We start from the raw sequence: 20,435 nt of genomic DNA on the forward strand, positions 1-20,435 counted from the left end.
TATTTTTATTTTTTTCTCAACTATCCATTGTATGTTTTTCATAAAGGGTTTATAATGATAATTAGGGCAAAATGCTAAATAACATATGAAATTTTACTTTAGTAATGCATTTTTCCATAATATTTATAATATTTATAATTTTATATAGTTTGAAAGGAGCAAAAGTCATGTCATTTATTGATCAAATCAAAGCAAAAGCAAAAACTTCAAAGAAGGTCATAGTTCTTCCTGAAAGTGAAGATATGAGAACACTGGAGGCTGCTGACAAAGTACTTAAGGAGGAGATTGCTGAGCTTGTTCTTCTTGGGAAAGAGGAGAAGATTTTAGAAGACGCTAAAAAGGGCGGATTTGATGTGACCGGTGCCAAAATAATCGATCCGGAAAAAAGTGATAAGTTAGATTCTTATGTAGCAGCCCTGGTTGAACTTAGGAAAAGCAAGGGGATGACAGAGGAAGAAGCAAGAAAGATTCTTACTGAAAGTAATACCTATTTTGGTGTAATGATGATTAAAATGAAGGATGCAGACGGACTTGTTTCAGGTGCCTGCCATTCTACGGCCGATACTTTAAGACCTAGTCTTCAGATTCTTAAGACTAAGCCGGGGACTAAACTGGTTTCATCTTTCTTTATAGTTGAAGTACCAAATTGTGACATGGGAGAAAACGGAACCTTTGTTTTCTCTGACTGCGGTCTTAACCAGAACCCTAATGCGGAGGAACTTGCAGCTATAGCGAAGTCTTCTGCGGAGTCATTTAGGAATCTGGTTCAGGCTGAACCAAGGGTGGCTATGCTATCATACTCAACTATGGGTTCGGCTAAACATGATGATGTTACCAAGGTGCAGGAAGCTACAAAGCTTGCAAAGGCAGAAAATCCGGGACTGGCACTTGACGGCGAACTTCAGCTTGATGCCGCGCTAGTTGCTTCTGTCGGTGAATTTAAAGCTCCGGGAAGTAAGGTTGCGGGACATGCCAATACACTTATTTTCCCAAATCTCGATGCTGGCAATATTGGTTACAAATTGGTTCAGCGTCTTGCAAAGGCTGAGGCTTACGGTCCTCTTACACAGGGAATTGCAGGTCCTGTAAATGATCTTTCGAGAGGCTGCTCAGCAAGTGATATAGTAGGAGTAGTTGCCATAACTGCTGTACAGGCACAGATGTAGTAATGTCCCGGTTTTAAATAATGTTAAGCCGGTGATTGTAATTTTGAGAAATAAGCCTGATTCTTATAAAAGCTCAGGTTTAGATAAAAATAAAATACAAAGGGGTAATTTTTATGAAAGTTTTGGTACTTAACTGCGGAAGTTCTTCTCTGAAATATCAGTTTATTGATATGGAAACAGAAGAAGTAATTGCAAAGGGGCTTTGCGAAAGAATCAATATTGATGGCTCACTGCTTACTCATAAGGCTGTGGGAAAGGAAGATTTTGTACTTGAACATGCAATGCCTAACCATACTGTAGCCGTTAAGCTTGTTATGGATGCACTTACAGATAAGGAACATGGTGTAATTGCCGATGTTTCCGAGATAGCTGCCGTAGGTCACAGAGTACTTCATGCAGGTACGGTTTACAGTGATCCTGTAATTGTTACCGAAGATGTTAAGAAGGTAATCAGAGACTGTTTCGATCTCGGACCACTTCATAATCCCGCAAACCTTATGGGTATTGAAGCCTGTGAAGAAGCTATGCCGGGTACACCTAATGTAGCGGTATTTGATACCGGTTTTGGTATGGTTATGCCGCCTAAGGCTCATATGTATGCTATTCCTTATGAATATTATGAGAAATATTCTATCCGCCGTTACGGTTTCCACGGAACCAGCCACAAGTTTGTTTCTGCTGAAACAATTAGATTTGGTGAGCTTCCTGAAGGACATAGAAAGGTTATAGTTTGTCATCTTGGAAACGGTTCTTCGATTTCAGCTTCAATAGACGGAAAGTGTGTGGATACATCTATGGGACTTACGCCGTTAGAAGGACTTATTATGGGAACCAGATCGGGTGATATAGATCCTGCTGTGGTTCAGTTTATTGCAAATCACGAGAATAAGAGCATAGATGAAATTCTTAACCTTCTCAATAAGAAATCCGGTGTATTGGGACTTTCCGGTGTATCAAGTGACTTTAGAGACCTTGATAAGGCAGAGGCAGAGGGTAATGAGAGAGCAAAACTTGCTAACGATGCTTTCAAATACAGAGTAATTAAGTATATCGGTGCTTATGCGGCAGCTATGAACGGTGTAGATGCAATCGCCTTTACTGCCGGTGTAGGTGAGAATAGTGCATCCACAAGAAAAGCAATTTGTGAGAACCTTGAGTATCTCGGAATTAAGATTGATGATGCTGCCAATAAGGAAAGAGGTAAGAATATGCTCATCTCTACTCCTGACAGTAAGGTTAAGGTATTTGTAATTCCTACAAATGAGGAGCTTGCAATAGCAAAAGATACTTTGGCTCTTGTAAAATAAGCATATTTTAGCGGTTAAACAGGCTATGTAAGCCGCTTTATGCATTTTGTAAATTATGCTTGACAAAACTACTTATATATTATAGAATATTAGCGTGCTATGATTATTATTACCCAATCAGTTGTCGGCACTAAACTACAGCTGGAGGGGAGGGTTGGTGAGAGAATGTCAAATGTAATCGTTAAGGAAAACGAAACTCTTGATAGCGCTCTTCGCCGTTTCAAAAGAAACTGTGCGAAGGCAGGTATTCAGCAGGAGATTCGTAAAAGAGAGCATTACGAGAAGCCATCTGTCAGACGTAAGAAAAAGTCTGAGGCTGCCAGAAAACGTAAATTCAAATAATTAAAGTTGAAAGGACGCAGTGTCGATATGGCTCTGCGTCTTTTTATTTTTTTAATAGGAAATTTCTCCGAAATCCCTATTAAAAAAAATCTCTCTGAGTGAGGTTCACCTCGGGCGGGAAGTTTGCCTTATGCCACCGATCGTGCACGAAGCATGCGTAATTACACACTTTTTATGGTAAAAGGAGTATATAACTTGACAGTTTCTGAAATCACAATAAATATACCTGTAAGTCATGAGTCAAATGTGTCAGGAGCCTTTGACAGTAATATTAAGATAATAGAGAAGTCTTTTGGTGTGGATATAGTATCAAGAGACGGAATTACACATATAAAGGGAAATAAAGAAAATATAAGAGGAGCTGTGAAGGTGATGGAGCAGCTCTTAGCCCTGTCTTTAAGGGGAACGGATATCACGGAACAACAGGTAAACTATGCGGTTTCCATTATAAAGGATCCGGTTGACGGGGCGGAAAGTCTTGAAAGTATAGATAAAGAAATAATTGCTCATACAGTAAACGGTAAACCTGTGAAACCTAAAACCATAGGTCAGAAAAAATATGTTGACCGGATTAAGAAGGATATAATTGTCTTCGGTCTCGGTCCTGCCGGTACCGGAAAGACTTATCTGGCTATGGCTATGGCAATTCAGGCATTTAAGGATAATAAAATAGAAAGAATTATACTTACAAGGCCGGCAATAGAAGCCGGAGAAAAGCTGGGTTTCCTGCCCGGTGACTTGCAGAGTAAGGTAGATCCGTACTTAAGACCGCTCTATGATGCACTTAATCAGATTATGGGAGCAGAGACCTTTCAGGCAAATGCAGAGAAGGGACTGATAGAAGTTGCACCTCTTGCATATATGAGAGGAAGAACTCTTGACAATGCATTTATTATATTGGATGAGGCGCAGAATACCACTCCTGCCCAGATGAAAATGTTTCTTACAAGAATAGGCTTTGGTTCTAAGGTAGTAATTACGGGGGATTTAACCCAGAAAGACCTTGCAAACGGAACTAAATCCGGACTTGAAGAGGCGGTTAAGATACTTAAAAATATAGAGGGTATAGGTTTTTCTAATTTAACAAATAAGGATGTAGTGCGTCATCCGTTGGTTCAAAAGATAGTTACTGCTTATGATGAATATGAAAAGAAAAACTTTCATAAGGAAAACAAAAGGAGTTATCGGAGATGACCGAAGATAAGCATAGATATCAACTGCCAAGGGGCTGTCGCATTAAGAATAAGATACACAAAATACAGTGATAATTTGATGATAAATTTTCTATATTTTGTTATACTTTTGCTTATTGCACAGCCCCGTTAACTGAATTTCTTTGAATGAGTATAAGTTCATTTTTAGAGGAGGCAAGGGTAAGTTATGACTATTTTAGTGGAAAATGAAGCTGAAAGAGAACCGGACTTTGACTATGAGGAAGTTATCAAAGCCGTAATAGAAAAGACTGTAGAAACAGAAAACTGTCCTTATGAAATAGAAGTTAATGTTTTGCTTACCGGAAATGATGAAATACAAGAAGCTAACAGAAATTTCAGAGACATAGACAGGCCTACGGATGTATTGTCTTTTCCTATGGTTGATTATAGTTCGCCGTCAGACTTTTCTACGGTAAATGAAAGTCCTGAATGTTATTTAAACCCTGAAACAGATGAACTCGTTTTGGGTGATATTATGATTTCTGTTGACAAGGTGTATGAACAGGCTGAGGAGTATGGGCATAGCCGTAAAAGGGAATTTGCCTTTCTCATAGCACACAGCATGTTGCATTTACTTGGTTACGATCATATGGAAGATGAAGAAAGAGTGGTTATGGAAGCTAAGCAGGAAGCTGTTCTGGAAGCTTTGGGAATAACCAGAAATGAGGAATGATATGAAAAAGAGAATTATACTTACAAGCTTAATGATATTTACTTCTGCCTTAATTTTGATTTCAGCTTGCAGAAAAAAGGGAGATAATACATCTAGTCTGGGGGGAACATCTGTTACAAGCAGTTCGTCTATAAATGTAGCGAGTTCATCCTCTGTACTGCCGACTGAACCCGAAAAACCTAAAAAACCCGCCTATGTAAGTCCGTTAAGCGGTAAAAAGCTGGATAAAAAATATAAGAATAAACGTCCTTTTGCTTTTATGTTTAACAATATAGAATTTGCTTATCCGCAGACAGGCACAGGCAGGGCGGAGATTCTTTATGAAATCCTTGCGGAAGGTGGTATCACCAGGCTTATGGGAGTCTTCGACTATATGAAAGGTGACAGGATAGGCTCGGTAAGAAGCGCAAGACATTATTATGTGGATTTTGCAAATGAATTTGATGCGATTTTCGTTCATTTCGGTCAGACACATTATGCAATAGATGAGATTAAAAAACTGGGTGTGGATACTATTTCGGGGCTTTCCTGGGAAGGTGCAAAGGCGTTTTACAGAGATAACCGTATCAGAGCTCCGCATAATGCCTTTGCAAGCGCTAAGGGGCTTATGCAGGCCATGAAAGATAAAAAACTCAGGACTAAACCGAGAAAAGGGCTGACTTCACATTTTAATTTCTCTGTGGAGGAAGAAGTGACAAATGACAGAGAAGGCTCGTTTAAGGCAAAATATGTAAAGGTGCCGTTTTCAGGATATATGACACCGTCTTTCACCTATGATAAAAAAGAAAAACTGTATACAAGATATGCCTTTGGTACTAAGCATATAGATAAAGGAACAGGGAAAGCACTGAAATTTAGAAATATTTTTATTCAGCTTGTAAATGAATACAACAAAGACCATAATGGTTATCAGACAATGGACCTTATCAACCGGTCAGGAAGCGGTTACTATATTACAAATGGCAAGGGTATTAAGGTTTACTGGCAGAAAAAGGGCGGTAAGTCTAAAACAAAGTTTTATTATGATAAGGCACATACTGAAGAAGTGCTTGTAAATACAGGTAAGACCTACTATGCGGTATTTCCTGTAAACAGAAAAGGTATGATAAGTTTCAAGAAAAAGTAGAGGAATTATGGCTAAGGATATCAGAGATTTAATTGTTGTAGGCGGTGGAGCTTCAGGTATGCTTACAGGGCTTTTATCAGCAGGGAAGGGCTTAAGTGTAAGCATACTTGAGCATGGAAAAACTTTAGGTAAAAAGCTTGCTGTAACAGGCAATGGAAAATGTAACTTCACCAATCTTTATCAGGAAAAGTCCTGCTACAACAGCGGTGATATAGAAAAGGCTTATAATATTATAAACAAATTAGGAGGGAAAGGGCTTATAAACCTTTTCTCTTCTTTTGGTATTGAAGGAACAATAAAAAAGGGCAGAAATTTTGACAGGATAGAAGCCGGCTATGTATATCCTGCGGGTGAAAGTGCGAAAGAATTTGTAAATATCTTAAATGATGAATTAATAAGACTTAAGGTAAAGTTAAAAACCAACATAAATATTCTTGAAGTAAAGAAGAAGGGTGAACTTTTTGAAATTATAACAGGAACTGAGGGAAATTCTTATTCGTATTTTGCTAAAAAACTTGTAATTGCCTGCGGTGGACTTGCAGGTGCTTCTACAGGTAGTGACGGTTCTCTGTTTGACATAATTAAAAGACTCGGACATAGCATAATCAAGCCTTTACCTGCTCTTACCTCTGTCAAAACAGGTAAGCATGGCTTTGGAGGCTTAAGATGTGTGGCTGAGATCAAAGCCTATATTGATAAAAAGGGTGAGCAGATTTTACTGGGAAGCGAGGTCGGAGAACTTCAATTTACTGAGCAGGGAATTGGCGGAATCCCTGTAATGCAACTTTCGGGCAGGATTGCAAGAGAGCTTGATAAGGGCAATAAACTGTATTTTAATATAGATTTCTGTTATGATAAATCCGGCGCAGAAGTTGAAAATACCCTGAAAAAAAGAAGAGAATTATTATCGGAAAGAACAGCTGATAAATTTCTAACAGGTTTTACTTATGAAAAACTTTCAAAATATATAGCTGATAAATTTTTAGATAATAAAAATAATGTAGGTAACATAACAGATTCTAAATTAAATATGATTTTAAAGTGGCTTAAAGAAGCTAAATTTGATATAATAGAAGTTGACGATTTTGACTCTGCACAGACGACTTCAGGTGGTGTTTCTATGGATGAAGTAACAGACAGTCTGGAATCAAAGTTTGTTCCCGGACTTTTCTTTGTAGGAGAAGTGCTGGATGTAGACGGACTTTGCGGAGGTTACAACCTCACTTGGGCATTTTCAAGTGCTTACGAGGTCGGAAACGGAGGATGATGAAAGAAGGTAAATTACTTCAGGTTTCACAGGTAAAACTTCCCATAGGCTATACAGCTGAGGATGTAAGAAAAGCCTGTATCAGAAAATTAAAAATAAATGAAAAGGAGCTGATTTCTTACGAAACTAAAAAGAAATCGGTAGATGCAAGGAAAAAAGAGGACATTCATTATAGCTTATCGGTGGTTGTTTCACTTACGGATAAGGCTTATAATAGAATATTATCGGCAAGAAAGCCTATGCAGGATGTTTCTGTCTATAATGAAGAGAAGTTAGAAATAAAAAGAATTTTAAATGATAAGAGTAAAAACAGGCCGATAATCATAGGCAGTGGTCCGGCAGGACTGTTCTGTGCCTATGTGCTTGCGGTAGCGGGACTTAAGCCTCTGATCATAGAACAGGGGCAGGATGTAGAAAAAAGGACTGAAACAGTAGACAAATTCTGGACTACAGGTGAATTGTCAGAAACTACCAATGTGCAGTTTGGTGAAGGAGGAGCCGGAACTTTTTCCGATGGGAAGTTAAATACCATGGTCAAAGATCCGTTTAAGCGAATACCTTTTGTGCTGGAGGCCTTTGTAAAATTTGGAGCAGATCCTGAAATTTTATATATAAATAAACCGCATATAGGAACGGATGTGCTTAAAAATGTACTTATAAATATGCGAAAAGAAATTATTTCGCTGGGCGGAGAGTACAGATTTGAAACCAAATTTACAGGGTTTGAGGAAAAAAACGGACAGATAAAACATATAGTATTAAACAATGAGGAAATCTTACCCTGTGATGAAGTGATTTTAGCTTTGGGACATTCTGCAAGAGATACCTTTGAACTTCTGTTTTCAAAGGGAATAATTATGACCCCCAAGCCTTTTGCAGTCGGAGTAAGAGTAGAACACCCACAGGAAATGATCAGTAAATATCAGTATGGTAAAATGTATGACAGACTTCCTCCGGCGGATTACAAGGTAACTTCTACAGGTGTAGAAGGACGTGGAGTATATTCTTTCTGTATGTGTCCGGGTGGATATGTGGTAAATTCTTCTTCGGAAAAAGGCGGAACCCTTATAAACGGTATGAGTTATCACAACAGGGACTCTGAAAATGCAAACAGTGCAATAGTTGTGGCAGTAAGTCCCTCTGACTTTGGGGCTGATGATGCACTGGCAGGAGTAAGATATCAGAGAGAACTTGAAAAAAAGACTTTTAGGCTTGCAGGCGGTGCTATTCCTGTTCAGCTTTTGGGAGATTTTATTGAAAATAAGACAAGTACCGGTTTTGGTCTTATAAATACAGAGTCAAAAGGTAAAACTGCATTTGCTAATATAAGTGATATATTACCGGAATACATAACTCAGTCAATTATTATCGGCATGGAGGATTTTGGCAGAAAGATAAAAGGCTTTGACAGAGAAGATGTGGTTATGCTGGGGGTTGAATCCAGAACCTCTTCTCCGCTCAGAATAGTAAGAGATAACGATACCTTTGAATCAAATATCCGGGGAATTTATCCGATTGGGGAAGGAGCCGGATATGCGGGCGGAATAACCAGTGCGGCTGTAGACGGAGTGAAGGCTGCCGAAAAAATTATTGAAAAGAGATTGTAGGAGAGAGAACCCGGTGGATAAGGCTGATTATAGGAAAATAGTTAAGGATAGAAGAAATACTACCAATATTACCACTTTGGAAAAAGATTTATACAATGCAAAATTAATTTCAGACAGGTATTTAGAACTTGATTCTTATAAGGAAGCCGGAATCATATTTGTTTATTCAGCTATGGAACAGGAAATACCTACACAGGGGATAATTCATACTGCCCTGAATGACGGTAAGAAGGTAGCTCTTCCCAAAATAAGAACCGGTGTTAAAGCCGGAGCTGAGATGGATTTTGTATTTATAAATAAGGATACAGAATATAAATCAGGAGTTTATGGAATTTTAGAGCCTGTTTCCGGTGAATTTATCAGTGTTAATAATGTTAATGATAATATAGAAATGCTTATTCCCGGACTGTGTTTTGACATTAAAGGAAGACGGATAGGCTATGGTGGTGGGTATTATGACAGATATTTAACAAAATGCCCTAAAGACAAATTTCATATAACAGCTTTAGCTTATGAATATCAGATATTTGAAAGCCTGCCGTTTGATAAAAATGACAAGCCGGTTAATCTGATAGTAACTGAAAACAGATGCATAGAGATTGATGTGAGGTAGATATGATAAATAAATTACAAGCTGCTAAAAATGCTTCTTATAAGCTTGCTTTGCTTTCGTCAGATACCAAAAATCAAGTGTTGAGAGACTGTGCTAAGTTTATAACAGAGAATTCCGATGAAATTATAGCTGCCAATAAGCTCGATATGGAAGCGGGTAGAAGTAAGAATATGAGTGAAGGCTTACTTGACAGACTATTGCTTACTGATGAGAGAATAAAAGGCATTGCTGCTTCTTTGGAAGAGCTTGCGCTTCTATCAGACCCGATAGGAGAGATTTCTTCTATGATTAAAAGACCGAACGGACTTATGATTGGGAGGAAAAGAGTGCCTATAGGAGTAATCGGTGTGATTTATGAGGCTCGCCCGAATGTAACAGCCGATTCCTTCGGTATATGCTTTAAGAGCGGAAATGCCGTTGTGCTAAGAGGAGGTTCGGATGCCATAAATTCCTGTAAGGCTATAGTTAAGACTATCAAACAGGCACTTGCAGAAAACGGAATAGATGAAAATGCCGTAACCTATATAGAGGATGAAGGACATGATGGGATAAAAGAGCTTATTACGGCCAATGATTATGTAGACCTTGTAATTCCGAGGGGAGGGGCAGGACTGATTGAATTTGTAGTGAAAAATGCTACAGTTCCCGCTATTCACACAGGAACCGGAAATTGTCATGTCTATGTAGATGAATATGCAAACCTGCAAATGGCGGTGAAAATTATTGTAAATGCCAAGACAACAAGGCTCGGAGTATGTAATGCCTGCGAATCTTTGGTTGTACATAAGGCTGTACTGGATAAGTTCGCACCACTTATATATAAAGCCTTGTCTGAACATGGAGTTGAAATAAGGGCTGATGAAGAAGCGGAAAAGTACTGTGAAGGCTTTGTACCTGCCGCAGAAGAAGACTGGGGTAAGGAATATCTTGACAGAATTATCTCGTTGAAATCCGTGGATAGCATAGAGGAAGCAGTCCTTCATATAAATAAATATAATACAGGACATTCTGAGACTATAATAACTGATAATATTCAGCATGCTGAGTATTTCACCTCAGTGATAGATGCTGCCTGTGTCTATGTAAATGCCTCTACACGTTTTACCGATGGAGGGGAGTTCGGACTGGGAGCTGAAATCGGAATAAGTACCCAGAAAATCCATGCGCGCGGACCTATGGGACTTAAAGAACTGACCTGTGAGAAGTATATAATCCTCGGTGACGGTCAGATTAGAGAATAAACTTAGAATGGATGAAAATGGAAAATACAGTAAATAATATATTTAAAGTTGATTATGATTTTGAAGCAGTGAGAGCGGTTGAACCTGTAAATGAACCTGAAAGACAGTATTACTATATGGAAAAGGCCGCGGAAGTTTATAAGCTTATTTGTGAAAATGCGGGCAAGAGGCTGACGTTTAACTGCAATACTTTCGGATGTCAGATGAACTTCAGGGATTCTGAGAAAATAGCCGGAATACTGGAAAAAATAGGGTTTGAAAATACAGAGGATAAAAGTCCTGATTTTGTAATACTTAATACCTGTACAATCAGAGAAAATGCAGACCAGAAGGTGTATGGCAATCTGGGTTATCTGAAGAAATTAAAAGAGCTTAATCCAAATATGATAATTGCTCTTTGTGGCTGCATGATGCAGGAGACAACTGTAGTACAGAAATTAAGAGAAAGTTATTCTTTCATTGATTTAATTTACGGTACTCATAATATTTATAAATTGGCTGAACTTGTTTTTGCAATGTTTGCATTAAAAAGTTATGCGGCTCATCACCCTGTAAAGAAAAACGGTAAATATAAAATCAAGCATTCTATGCTGGTAGATATATGGAAGGATACTGATAAAATAGTTGAAGACCTGCCTGATGAACGTAAATATTCATTTAAGGCAAGCGTAAATATTACCTACGGCTGCGATAATTTCTGTACCTATTGCATAGTCCCTTATGTAAGAGGAAGGGAAAGAAGCAGACGGCCCGGGGATATAGTAAAAGAGGTAAAATGTCTTGCAGATGCCGGTGTAATAGAGATAATGTTACTTGGACAGAATGTAAATTCTTACGGGAAAGGGCTTGAAGGTGAGAAAGGAGAACCTGTTACCTTTGCAAATCTTTTAAGAATGGTAGAGAAGGTGGAAGGCATAAAGCGTATCAGGTTTATGACACCTCATCCGAAGGATTTTTCTGATGAACTGATCGAAGTGATTGCGGATTCAGAGAAAATATGTAAGCATATACATCTTCCGTTTCAGGCGGGCAGCAACAATGTGCTAAGAAGGATGAACAGGCGTTATACCAAGGAGTCATATCTCGAACTTGCAGGTAAAATAAAAACAAGAATTCCGGATATTGCGCTTACTACTGATATTATAGTAGGGTTTCCCGGAGAAACTGAAGAAGACTTTGAAGACACGTTGGATGTTGTAAAAGAGGTACGCTATCAGAGCGCTTATATGTTTGAGTATTCAAAGAGAACCGGAACACCTGCCGCCACTATGGAAGATCAGGTAGATGCAGAAGCTGTAAAAAGACGTTTTAAAAGGCTTCAGGATACTGTAGCAGAATATGCTGATGATAAGTTTGGGAATAAGGTAGGTTGTATGGCAGAGGTGCTTGCTGAGGAAGTAAACAGTGAGGAGCCGCTTATAATTACAGGGCGTATGTCAGACAATACTTTGGTACATTTTAAAGTGCCTACCGATAATAAAGAAGACTATATCGGAAAGTTGTTAAAGGTTAAAATTACTGAAAACTGTAGATTTTATTTAATGGGTGAGTTAAGCTAGGGGAGAAGACAGAAAATGAATATCATAATAGTTGGTTGCGGTAAGGTAGGTTACGCTCTTGCGAGAGAGCTCAGTAACGAGAAAAATGACATTTGTATAATTGATAAGGATAGCGTGGCTCTGCAAAACGCAGTAAATATACTGGATGTGCAGGCTGTATGCGGTGATGGAACCAGTTATAAGATGCTCCTTGAAGCAGATGTTAAAGATGCAGATTTACTGATAGCGGTGACAGATAAGGATGAAATAAATCTGCTATCCTGTCTTATGGCTAAAAAGGCAGGTAACTGTCAGACCATAGCCAGAGTCAGAAATCCTCAGTATTACGAGGAAATTAACTATATAAAAGAAGAACTCGGACTTTCCATGGCAATTAACCCTGAAAGGATAGCTGCCTTTGAAATAGCAAGACTCATACATTTCCCGTCTGCACTGGAGGTGGATACCTTCTATAAGGGAAGGGTTAATCTCATTTCACTTACAATAGGTGAGAATTCAATATTAGACGGAATGAGCCTGATAGACTTTTCAAAAACTATTTCAAACAATGTGCTTATCTGTATGGTTAGAAGAGATGGAAAGGTAGAGATTCCTAATGGTTCATTTGTATTAAAAAAAGGAGATTTATTTTCCTGTATACTTAAGTTTAAGGATTCCTATGATTTCTTCAATAAGGTAGGGGTAAACACCAGACCTATTAAAAACGTGATAATTTGCGGTGGCGGTACAGTTGCATATTATCTATGCCTTGAACTTGTAAAGGCTAAGATAGATGTCAAAATAATAGAAGCTGATAATGCCCGTTGTAACGAACTTTCAGAGCTTATTCCTGAAGCAATAGTCATACATGGAGATGCTACGGATAAAAGAATTTTGCTTGAAGAAGGAATTGAAAATGCGGATGCTGTTGTAACCTTGACCAATATTGATGAGGAGAATATACTGTTATCAATGTATACTCATCATATATCTAAAGCAAAATCAATCACCAAGATAAATAAGATAGAGTTTGAAGAAGTAATAAGAGAGCTTCCTATAGGTTCGGTGGTTGCACCTAAGCATATAACCTCACATTATATCATTAAATATGTACGCTCTATGCAGAATTCAAAAGGAAGTAATGTTGAAACTCTGTATAAAATGTTCGGGAATGAGGCAGAGGCTTTGGAATTCCTTATAAAATCGGATTCCAAAATAACCAAGAAAACCTTAGAGAAACTCAATATAAAGCCAAATGTAATTGTGGCTGCTATTTACAGAAACCATCAGGTTATTACGCCCTCAGGTAAAGACATTATTCAAAAAGGAGACAGCGTTATTATCATTACTACCAATACAGGGCTTGGCAGTATAGATGATATTCTTGCTGAGTAAGAGATATGAATTATTTAATTGTAGCTTATATTATGGGCTGGGTACTTAATTTTGAAGGAGCATTTATGCTTCTGCCGGCCATTACCGCACTTATTTATGGTGAAAAGGAAGGTTTTGTTTTTCTTGGCTGTTCTATATTTTCATTTTTAGCCGGTGGACTGATTACACTTAAAAAACCTGCAAATAAAAGGTTTTATGCAAGAGAAGGCTTTGTTATCTGTTCACTTACCTGGATAGTTATAAGTCTTATAGGGGCTATTCCTTTTGTAATTACGGGTGTGCTGCCTAATTACGTAGATGCCTTATTTGAGATAGCCTCAGGCTTTACTACAACAGGTTCAAGTGTTATAACTGATTTAACACCATTACCACATTGTGTACTTATATGGAGAAGCTTTTCTCATTGGATAGGTGGAATGGGAGTGCTTGTATTCATTCTTGCAATACTGCCTCTTTTTGGGGGAGTGGATATGCATCTTATGAGGGCGGAGAGTCCCGGTCCGTCTGTAGGCAAGCTTGTTCCTAATGTAAAGAAAACAGCCTCTTATTTATATAAGATTTATCTTGGAATGACTTTAGTCCAGATGCTTATTTTACTTATAACAGGAATGCATCCTTTTGATGCTGTATGTATAACTTTCGGTACGGCAGGCACAGGCGGTTTTGGAATACATAATGACAGTTGTGGCGGCTATACTATATTACAGCAGGCTGTAATAGCTGTTTTTATGCTTTTATTCGGAATTAACTTCAATGTATATTTTTTAATATTGAGAAAGAAGTTTAAAGATATATTTAAGATAGAAGAAGTAAAATGGTATCTGATTATAGTTTTTACTGCGGTTACTTTAATTGTAATTAATTATGGAAGCCTGAATGAACTGTATTTAAGCATTCATCATGCCTTCTTTTCGGTAGCTTCGGTAATTACCACTACAGGATATGGTACAGTTGATTTTAATCTTTGGCCGATGTTTTCAAAGAATGTGTTGGTTGCCATTATGTTTATAGGAGCCTGTGCCGGAAGTACGGGCGGTGGCATGAAGGTATCCAGACTGCTTATTTATGCTAAAACCGTAAAAAAAGAAATTGTTGGAATGATTCATCAGAAAAGCATCAAAATACTTAAGATGGATGGTAAAACTGTAGAACATTCGGTTATAAGGAATGTGAATGTTTATCTTGTTTCTTATCTGATGATAATGGCGGTTTCATTTTTAATAATATCTCTTGATAATATTGATTTTGAATCAAGCTTTACGGCTGTTGTTGCAACTTTTAATAATATAGGTCCGGGACTTGGCAAAGTAGGACCTACAGGAAATTTTTCAGGGTTTTCAAATTTGTCGAAAATAGTATTAACCTTTGATATGCTGGCAGGAAGATTGGAGATTTTCCCAATGTTATTGCTATTTTCAAGAGCTACCTGGAGCAAAAAATAATTACACACAACATATAATCATTTTAGAAGGGATAATATGGTGGAGATTAATAGGGCACTTATCAAAAGCTTGGCAACAGATGATGTTACTTATAACAGGGGAGTAAGATATTATTCTGCAAAGGCAATAAAGACTATCTCAAAGTCTAAAAGTAAAGAGCATTACAGAGCAACTGTGCAGGGTAAAAGTGAGTACACTGTTGACATTGAATTAACCTCTCAGGGTAAAATAGAGTATAAATGTAATTGCCCCGCAAGCAGAAGGCACCCGGGAGCTTGTAAACATGTTGTTGCAGTTATGCTTTTTATAAATGATTATTCAGACAGACGTAAACAGCAGAAGATAGAATCCGGTGAGAAAAGACGGATAACAAGGATATTGGACTATTTTGACAATATGGATTATATGGCCGGATTTGGCGATATTTTTCATGTAAAGCTGAATATAAATCTTGACGCAATGCTTAGAGTGGATGATTCAGTAAAAGCCGCGGTAAGCATAATGGCAGGAAGCACCAGACTTTATAAGGTACAGAATATAAGAAAATTTTTATCTGACTATATCCATGGACAGCCTATTTCACTTGGGAAGGATTTTTCCTATTTTCCGGGAGAGAACAGATTTGACCATGATTCAGAAGCTGTGCTTGACTTTCTTTGTGAAATTCTTGACATACAGGAAATTGTCGGTAAAGGAAGTTCAGCAGGAATATTTGCAAAATCCGATGTTTTCTTTGACAGGCATATGTTTTTAAGACTGTTAAAGATACTTAAATTGCCTTTTAATTTCACCTTTGCAGAGGAAAAATTTGAAAATATAAGCTTTGTATTGGGTAAGCCTGACCTTAATTTTTACCTGAATCTATCTGATGAAGATGATTCAATTATTTTATCCTGGGATGATGAGCGTATAATTCCTTTAGATGAAAAAGGTAATTTATTTTACTATGACAATGCTATTTATCATCCTGACAGAATATTTACAAGGCATTTTCTGCCGTTTTATCATACACCGAATGACGGCGAAGATGATGCGCTTGTGTTTGAAGGGGAGGAAAAAGAACGTTTTCTTAATGTGGTATTACCGAGAATACATGAGACTTTTTCACTAACCATTCCGAAGGCGTTAAAAGATAATTATATAACGGAAAATGTCAAATTTGAACTTTATATGGACATATATAAGGGAAGTATCAAGCTTGAGGTTATTACGGCTTACGGAGAATATAAGTTTAACCCGTTTCTTAAAATGCCTGATGTAAAGGCGGTTATAGTAAGAAAACCGAGCCGTGAGGCAGAATGCTTTGAAGATATTGAAGCTTTGGGATTTATCAGGGAAGAACTGTATTTTTATTTATCTGATGAAAAGGATATTTATGATTTTCTGAAAAACAGTATAGAAAATTTAGCTGAAAAATACGAACTTTTTTATTCTGAAAAATTTAAGAAGATTAAGATAAATCCTCCGAAGATTTCTAAGACTTCAGTTCGTGTTCAAAGTGAAAACAATATGTTAGAGGTTGATTTTGATTTTGACGGACTATCAAGTGATGAGCTTACAGACCTTTTCAACAGTCTTAAACTGAAAAAGAAATTTTTCAGACTTAAAAACGGAAGTTTCATCGACCTTACAGGCGGTGGAGAGCTTAGCAAGTTAAATGAATTGATAGATAAGATAGGAAGCAGTAAAGGTGATATTATAGACGGTAAAATATACACCTCTCTCGACTATGCGTTTTATCTGAATCAGGCTGCTGATGAAGGTTTATATGAAATAGAGGCTGATAAGTCATTTACTGCACTTATAGAGGAAATTAAACATCCTGAAAAAGTAAAACCAGAAATTCCGAGTGAAATCAAAGCAGAACTTCGTCCTTACCAGGAAGTGGGTTTTGAATGGCTTACTTCACTTGCCAAGTATTATCTGGGCGGAATACTTGCTGATGATATGGGACTTGGTAAGACTTTACAGGCCATTACCTACATTGTTTCTACCTGGAAAAAGAACAAAGAGGCGACCTTTATAGTTGTCTGCCCTTCGTCACTTTTGTATAACTGGCAGGATGAGATAGAGAATTTCTGCCCTGAGCTTAGTACTATTATGATTTTGGGCAACCCTAACGACAGAAAAGATTTGATTGCTGATTGTAAAAATTATCAGGTAGTATTGGTTTCTTACCCTATTCTTAGAAGAGACATTGAACTGCTTAGGGATATCAGTTTTGATACAGCTTTTTTGGATGAGGCGCAGTTTATCAAAAATCCTAACAGCCGTAATGCGAAGGCGGTTAAAATGCTTAATGCAGCTCACAGGTTTGCTCTTACAGGTACACCTATAGAGAATAACCTTTCTGAACTTTGGTCAATTTTTGACTTCCTTATGCCGGGTTATCTGTATTCACATTCTAAGTTTGTGAACATGTATGAAAAACCTGTAGTGAGATTTGAAAGTGAAGAGGCGCTTAAGCAGCTTAATTTTCATATCAAACCGTTTATAATGAGAAGGATGAAAAAGGATGTGCTTGAGGAACTCCCTGAAAAGACTGAGAAAAAGATGGTATCGGATATGACGGATGAACAGAAAGAAGTTTATATGTCTTATCTTGAAGATATGAAAAAGAAGATAAATAATGAAATTAATAAGAACGGTTTTGAAAAGAGCAGGATGATGATACTTGCCTCTCTTACAAGACTTAGACAGATTTGCTGCCATCCTTCCACTTTTTTGGAAAATTATGAGGGTGGTTCGGGTAAGCTGAGTCTCCTGCTTCAGCTTGTGCAAAATGCGGTGGAAAGCGGTCATAGAATCCTTGTATTTTCACAGTTTACCTCTATGCTGAACCTGGTAGAGGAGGAGTTTAAAAAGCTTAAGATAAGCTATTATTATTTGGACGGCTCAACTCCTATCGCACAGAGAAGTGAGGATGTAAAGGCTTTCAATAACGGAAGCAGAGAGGTGTATCTGATTTCACTTAAAGCCGGCGGTACGGGACTTAACCTTGTGGGAGCTGATATGGTTATTCACTATGATCCTTGGTGGAATCCCGCTGTGGAAGATCAGGCTACGGACAGAGTGTACAGAATAGGACAGAAGAACAGTGTAAATGTGGTTAAGCTTATAACTAAAGGCACAATAGAAGAGAAGATATATAAGCTTCAGGAGAAAAAGAAAAACCTTGCTGATTCTGTTATCAAGGCAGGAGAGGTATTCATCAATAAGCTGACTAAAGAAGAGGTTGAAGATTTGTTTAATTTTTAGATACTCCTCATTAAAAATTGAGTTTATTCCTAAGAAGTCAATTTGAGGAGAAGGATTATTCCTTCTCCTCAAAAAAATCTTCAGCCAGTCTGTCAGCAAAGTTAGGGTTAATCTCAGGGAAATGTCTTACAAGTTCTTCGCTCATATAATTAATCTGCAAGAGTTCAAGCTCTTCGGCAGAAGCCTCCATTGTGCCAAGATTTGACAGTACTTCTTCGGTAAATTTTTCCTTCATCCAGTCTGTATATTTCTTTCTGTCAGCCTTTTCCTTCTCCACCTTTGCAAGCATATCTTTTTTGCTTCTGATAACAATTACTCCATATATCATAAAGCCAAGGAAAAGAAGAGCAGCAACTCCCTTTTGCATAAATCCCTGCATAATATTTAGTACACCCAGTATATTTAAGAGAGTAAATATGAAACCCGCAGCACCTATACCGAGGAAAGACCAGGCAGTTGACATATTTTCATTGAAAGAATCTTCCGCATTGGTGTAAACATAGGTATTTCTTGCTATTTCCACATTTTTAGCCTTTTCCATATTTTCATCATAAGATACTTCATCTTTATAGACGATTTCACTTTCACCATCCGGATAAGGAAAGACTTCATCCTTTAATACAACTTTTTCATCATCAGTTTTGGTTAATTCATTTTCGTTATTAATCATTCTTTGCTCCTTTTAGGTAAAATATCTGTTTTTATGACCATGTATATTTTACCAAACAAAATTATATATATCCAGTAAAAAAGATGAAATTTTTACTTAAATTTGCTATAATTATATCCGGAGGAATTTATGATAAGAATTATTTCAACTAAAATAAAAGGCAGACTGGTTTCTGCGCTTACAGACGATTTTGATATAAAAGAATTTAAGATATCCGAGAGTACCGATGGAGAAGTGTCTTTCAATATCGGTGATATCGTAGTGGGCAGGGTAGAGAATATAGTTAAAAATATCAATGCCTGCTTTGTAGAGATTTTTCCGGGAATTCAGGCATATCTGCCGCTTACACCTGATATGAAGATAATCTATGTAAACGGAAAGCCCGGAGGAACACCTGTTATAGATGATTTGATTTTGGTTCAGATAGCAAAGCTACCTACCAAGACCAAGTCATACTCACTTACAACAGACTTTACTTTTATAGGTAAGTATGCTGTGCTTAAACCGAATTTAGATAAGATACATCTGTCTTCAAAATATAGGGAAGAAGCTGATTTTACAGAAATCAAGTCAAGGTTTATGTCAGTCGGAGAAAAATTTGCTACCGAAACCGGAGCAGGAGGGGTAATCAGAAAATCTGCCTTAAATCTCTCTGACAAAGAGCTGGAAGATACACTTTATGACCTCTATGTAAAGTTTGTTTCAATTATCAATCGAGGTAAACATGGGGTTAAGTACGAGAGAATATTTAAGGAGATCCCTGAACATTTAAGTCTTATAAGAGATAACTGTGAGAAAATAGAAAAGATAATGACTGATGATGAAGAAACTTATAATGAGTATAAAGAGTATTTGAAGGAATTTTCTGAAAAGGATATAAAAAAGCTTTTCTTTTACAAAGATGAAATGATGAGCCTGTCTGCCCTGTATTCTATAAATACTACTCTTGAGAAAGCTCTGTCTAAGAGGGTTTGGCTAAAATCAGGTGCCTATATTGTTATAGAATATACAGAGGCACTTACAATTATAGATGTAAATTCAGGTAAGGCTATTACCGGGAAGTCTACCAATACGGAAACATTTATGAAGATAAATCTTGAAGCTGCAAGGGAGATAGCAGACCAGTTAAGGCTTAGAAACCTGTCAGGAATTATAATAGTGGACTTTATAGAAATACCTAAATCCAGAGGTAAAGAGCTGATAAATGCAATGGAAGATTTTCTGAAAGAAGACAGTACCAAAAGTAATGTGGCAGATATAACAAAATTAGGACTGATGGAGCTTACGAGGAGAAGAACAGGCAAGCCGATTTATGAAATCCTGATTGATAATAGTACTAAAATGTGTTAGCCTAGTGTATTGACATATTGATATTTAACAAAATATTTCTGGCTATTTTTGCCGTTTTATGATAAAATAAAAGAAACGGCGGTGATTTATATGGCAAGACCAAAAAAGTATAAAATCGAACTTACGGATAACGAATTAAAAATCTTAAAATCTGTCATCCGAAAAAACAAAACATCCAAAACAATTCGATGCAGATGCCAGATCATTATTGATTTGGATGAAGTAC

The 20,435-nt window shown here is 37.4% G+C and carries 16 protein-coding genes; 15 read left to right on the forward strand and 1 reads right to left on the reverse strand.

The genetic code is table 11. The features are described from left to right. Nucleotides 1-167 precede the first annotated feature (167 nt). The 14 genes from pta (at nt 168) to GCWU000282_RS00700 (ending at nt 18,189) form a co-directional block, all read left to right on the forward strand. On the forward strand, nt 168-1,166 hold the full coding sequence (pta, locus tag GCWU000282_RS00635; RefSeq protein ID WP_035038890.1) for a phosphate acetyltransferase: 999 nt from the start codon (nt 168-170) through the stop codon (nt 1,164-1,166). A 113-nt stretch (nt 1,167-1,279) separates the two neighbouring features. Next, the gene (locus GCWU000282_RS00640) at nt 1,280-2,473 is read left to right on the forward strand and encodes an acetate/propionate family kinase (RefSeq protein ID WP_023353034.1); all 1,194 of its coding nucleotides are present in this window, start codon (nt 1,280-1,282) and stop codon (nt 2,471-2,473) included. Between the two features lie 165 nt (nt 2,474-2,638). Further along, entirely contained in the window at nt 2,639-2,815 is a 177-nt protein-coding gene (rpsU, locus tag GCWU000282_RS00645) for a 30S ribosomal protein S21 (RefSeq protein WP_021886387.1), read from the forward strand. A gap of 195 nt (nt 2,816-3,010) precedes the next feature. Further along, on the forward strand, nt 3,011-4,009 hold the full coding sequence (locus GCWU000282_RS00650) for a PhoH family protein (RefSeq protein ID WP_035039287.1): 999 nt from the start codon (nt 3,011-3,013) through the stop codon (nt 4,007-4,009). A 186-nt stretch (nt 4,010-4,195) separates the two neighbouring features. Beyond that, the gene (gene ybeY, locus GCWU000282_RS00655) at nt 4,196-4,702 is read left to right on the forward strand and encodes an rRNA maturation RNase YbeY (protein WP_023353037.1); all 507 of its coding nucleotides are present in this window, start codon (nt 4,196-4,198) and stop codon (nt 4,700-4,702) included. Between the two features lies 1 nt (nt 4,703). Continuing rightward, the gene (locus GCWU000282_RS00660; RefSeq protein WP_035038895.1) at nt 4,704-5,828 is read left to right on the forward strand and encodes a DUF3048 domain-containing protein; all 1,125 of its coding nucleotides are present in this window, start codon (nt 4,704-4,706) and stop codon (nt 5,826-5,828) included. 7 nt (nt 5,829-5,835) lie between these two features. Further along, nucleotides 5,836-7,095, forward strand: coding sequence for an aminoacetone oxidase family FAD-binding enzyme (locus tag GCWU000282_RS00665; RefSeq protein ID WP_023353039.1), 1,260 nt, complete (start codon nt 5,836-5,838; stop codon nt 7,093-7,095). Beyond that, nucleotides 7,095-8,702, forward strand: coding sequence for an NAD(P)/FAD-dependent oxidoreductase (locus GCWU000282_RS00670; protein WP_035038897.1), 1,608 nt, complete (start codon nt 7,095-7,097; stop codon nt 8,700-8,702). The genes GCWU000282_RS00665 and GCWU000282_RS00670 overlap by 1 nt, the downstream gene beginning before the upstream one ends. 13 nt (nt 8,703-8,715) lie before the next feature. Further along, nucleotides 8,716-9,315, forward strand: coding sequence for a 5-formyltetrahydrofolate cyclo-ligase (locus tag GCWU000282_RS00675; protein WP_035038899.1), 600 nt, complete (start codon nt 8,716-8,718; stop codon nt 9,313-9,315). Between the two features lie 2 nt (nt 9,316-9,317). Further along, entirely contained in the window at nt 9,318-10,556 is a 1,239-nt protein-coding gene (locus tag GCWU000282_RS00680; protein ID WP_023353042.1) for a glutamate-5-semialdehyde dehydrogenase, read from the forward strand. A gap of 17 nt (nt 10,557-10,573) precedes the next feature. Further along, entirely contained in the window at nt 10,574-12,115 is a 1,542-nt protein-coding gene (gene miaB, locus GCWU000282_RS00685) for a tRNA (N6-isopentenyl adenosine(37)-C2)-methylthiotransferase MiaB (RefSeq protein ID WP_084295314.1), read from the forward strand. A 15-nt stretch (nt 12,116-12,130) separates the two neighbouring features. After that, entirely contained in the window at nt 12,131-13,489 is a 1,359-nt protein-coding gene (gene trkA / locus GCWU000282_RS00690) for a Trk system potassium transporter TrkA (protein WP_023353044.1), read from the forward strand. 5 nt (nt 13,490-13,494) lie between these two features. Further along, nucleotides 13,495-14,931: a TrkH family potassium uptake protein gene (locus tag GCWU000282_RS00695; RefSeq protein ID WP_023353045.1), complete on the forward strand. Its 1,437-nt coding sequence runs from the start codon at nt 13,495-13,497 to the stop codon at nt 14,929-14,931. Between the two features lie 36 nt (nt 14,932-14,967). After that, complete coding sequence (locus tag GCWU000282_RS00700) at nt 14,968-18,189, forward strand: DEAD/DEAH box helicase (RefSeq protein ID WP_023353046.1); 3,222 nt, start codon at nt 14,968-14,970, stop codon at nt 18,187-18,189. A gap of 55 nt (nt 18,190-18,244) precedes the next feature. Here GCWU000282_RS00700 and GCWU000282_RS00705 read toward each other — a convergent pair whose 3' ends face one another. Beyond that, nucleotides 18,245-18,859, reverse strand: a complete 615-nt coding sequence (locus GCWU000282_RS00705) for a hypothetical protein (protein ID WP_023353047.1) — start codon at nt 18,857-18,859, stop codon at nt 18,245-18,247. A gap of 129 nt (nt 18,860-18,988) precedes the next feature. Between GCWU000282_RS00705 and GCWU000282_RS00710 the strand changes: the two genes are divergently transcribed. Then, nucleotides 18,989-20,209: a ribonuclease E/G gene (locus GCWU000282_RS00710; protein WP_023353048.1), complete on the forward strand. Its 1,221-nt coding sequence runs from the start codon at nt 18,989-18,991 to the stop codon at nt 20,207-20,209. The last annotated feature ends 226 nt before the right edge of the window (nt 20,210-20,435 follow it).

Origin of the sequence: Catonella morbi ATCC 51271 (assembly GCF_000160035.2) — a bacterium.
GTDB classification, from domain to species: Bacteria; Bacillota; Clostridia; order Lachnospirales; family Lachnospiraceae; genus Catonella; species Catonella morbi.

Excerpts from the sequence above, each read along its gene's own strand:
- GCWU000282_RS00660 (WP_035038895.1), top strand. The coding sequence starts at position 4,704 with ATGAAAAAGAGAATTATACTTACAAGCTTAATGATATTTACTTCTGCC.
- GCWU000282_RS00680 (WP_023353042.1), top strand. The coding sequence starts at position 9,318 with ATGATAAATAAATTACAAGCTGCTAAAAATGCTTCTTATAAGCTTGCT.
- GCWU000282_RS00700 (WP_023353046.1), top strand. The coding sequence starts at position 14,968 with ATGGTGGAGATTAATAGGGCACTTATCAAAAGCTTGGCAACAGATGAT.
- ybeY (WP_023353037.1), top strand. The coding sequence starts at position 4,196 with ATGACTATTTTAGTGGAAAATGAAGCTGAAAGAGAACCGGACTTTGAC.
- GCWU000282_RS00695 (WP_023353045.1), top strand. The coding sequence starts at position 13,495 with ATGAATTATTTAATTGTAGCTTATATTATGGGCTGGGTACTTAATTTT.
- GCWU000282_RS00665 (WP_023353039.1), top strand. The coding sequence starts at position 5,836 with ATGGCTAAGGATATCAGAGATTTAATTGTTGTAGGCGGTGGAGCTTCA.
- GCWU000282_RS00710 (WP_023353048.1), top strand. The coding sequence starts at position 18,989 with ATGATAAGAATTATTTCAACTAAAATAAAAGGCAGACTGGTTTCTGCG.
- pta (WP_035038890.1), top strand. The coding sequence starts at position 168 with ATGTCATTTATTGATCAAATCAAAGCAAAAGCAAAAACTTCAAAGAAG.
- miaB (WP_084295314.1), top strand. The coding sequence starts at position 10,574 with ATGGAAAATACAGTAAATAATATATTTAAAGTTGATTATGATTTTGAA.
- GCWU000282_RS00640 (WP_023353034.1), top strand. The coding sequence starts at position 1,280 with ATGAAAGTTTTGGTACTTAACTGCGGAAGTTCTTCTCTGAAATATCAG.
- rpsU (WP_021886387.1), top strand. The coding sequence starts at position 2,639 with ATGTCAAATGTAATCGTTAAGGAAAACGAAACTCTTGATAGCGCTCTT.
- GCWU000282_RS00705 (WP_023353047.1), bottom strand. The coding sequence starts at position 18,859 with ATGATTAATAACGAAAATGAATTAACCAAAACTGATGATGAAAAAGTT.
- GCWU000282_RS00670 (WP_035038897.1), top strand. The coding sequence starts at position 7,095 with ATGAAAGAAGGTAAATTACTTCAGGTTTCACAGGTAAAACTTCCCATA.
- trkA (WP_023353044.1), top strand. The coding sequence starts at position 12,131 with ATGAATATCATAATAGTTGGTTGCGGTAAGGTAGGTTACGCTCTTGCG.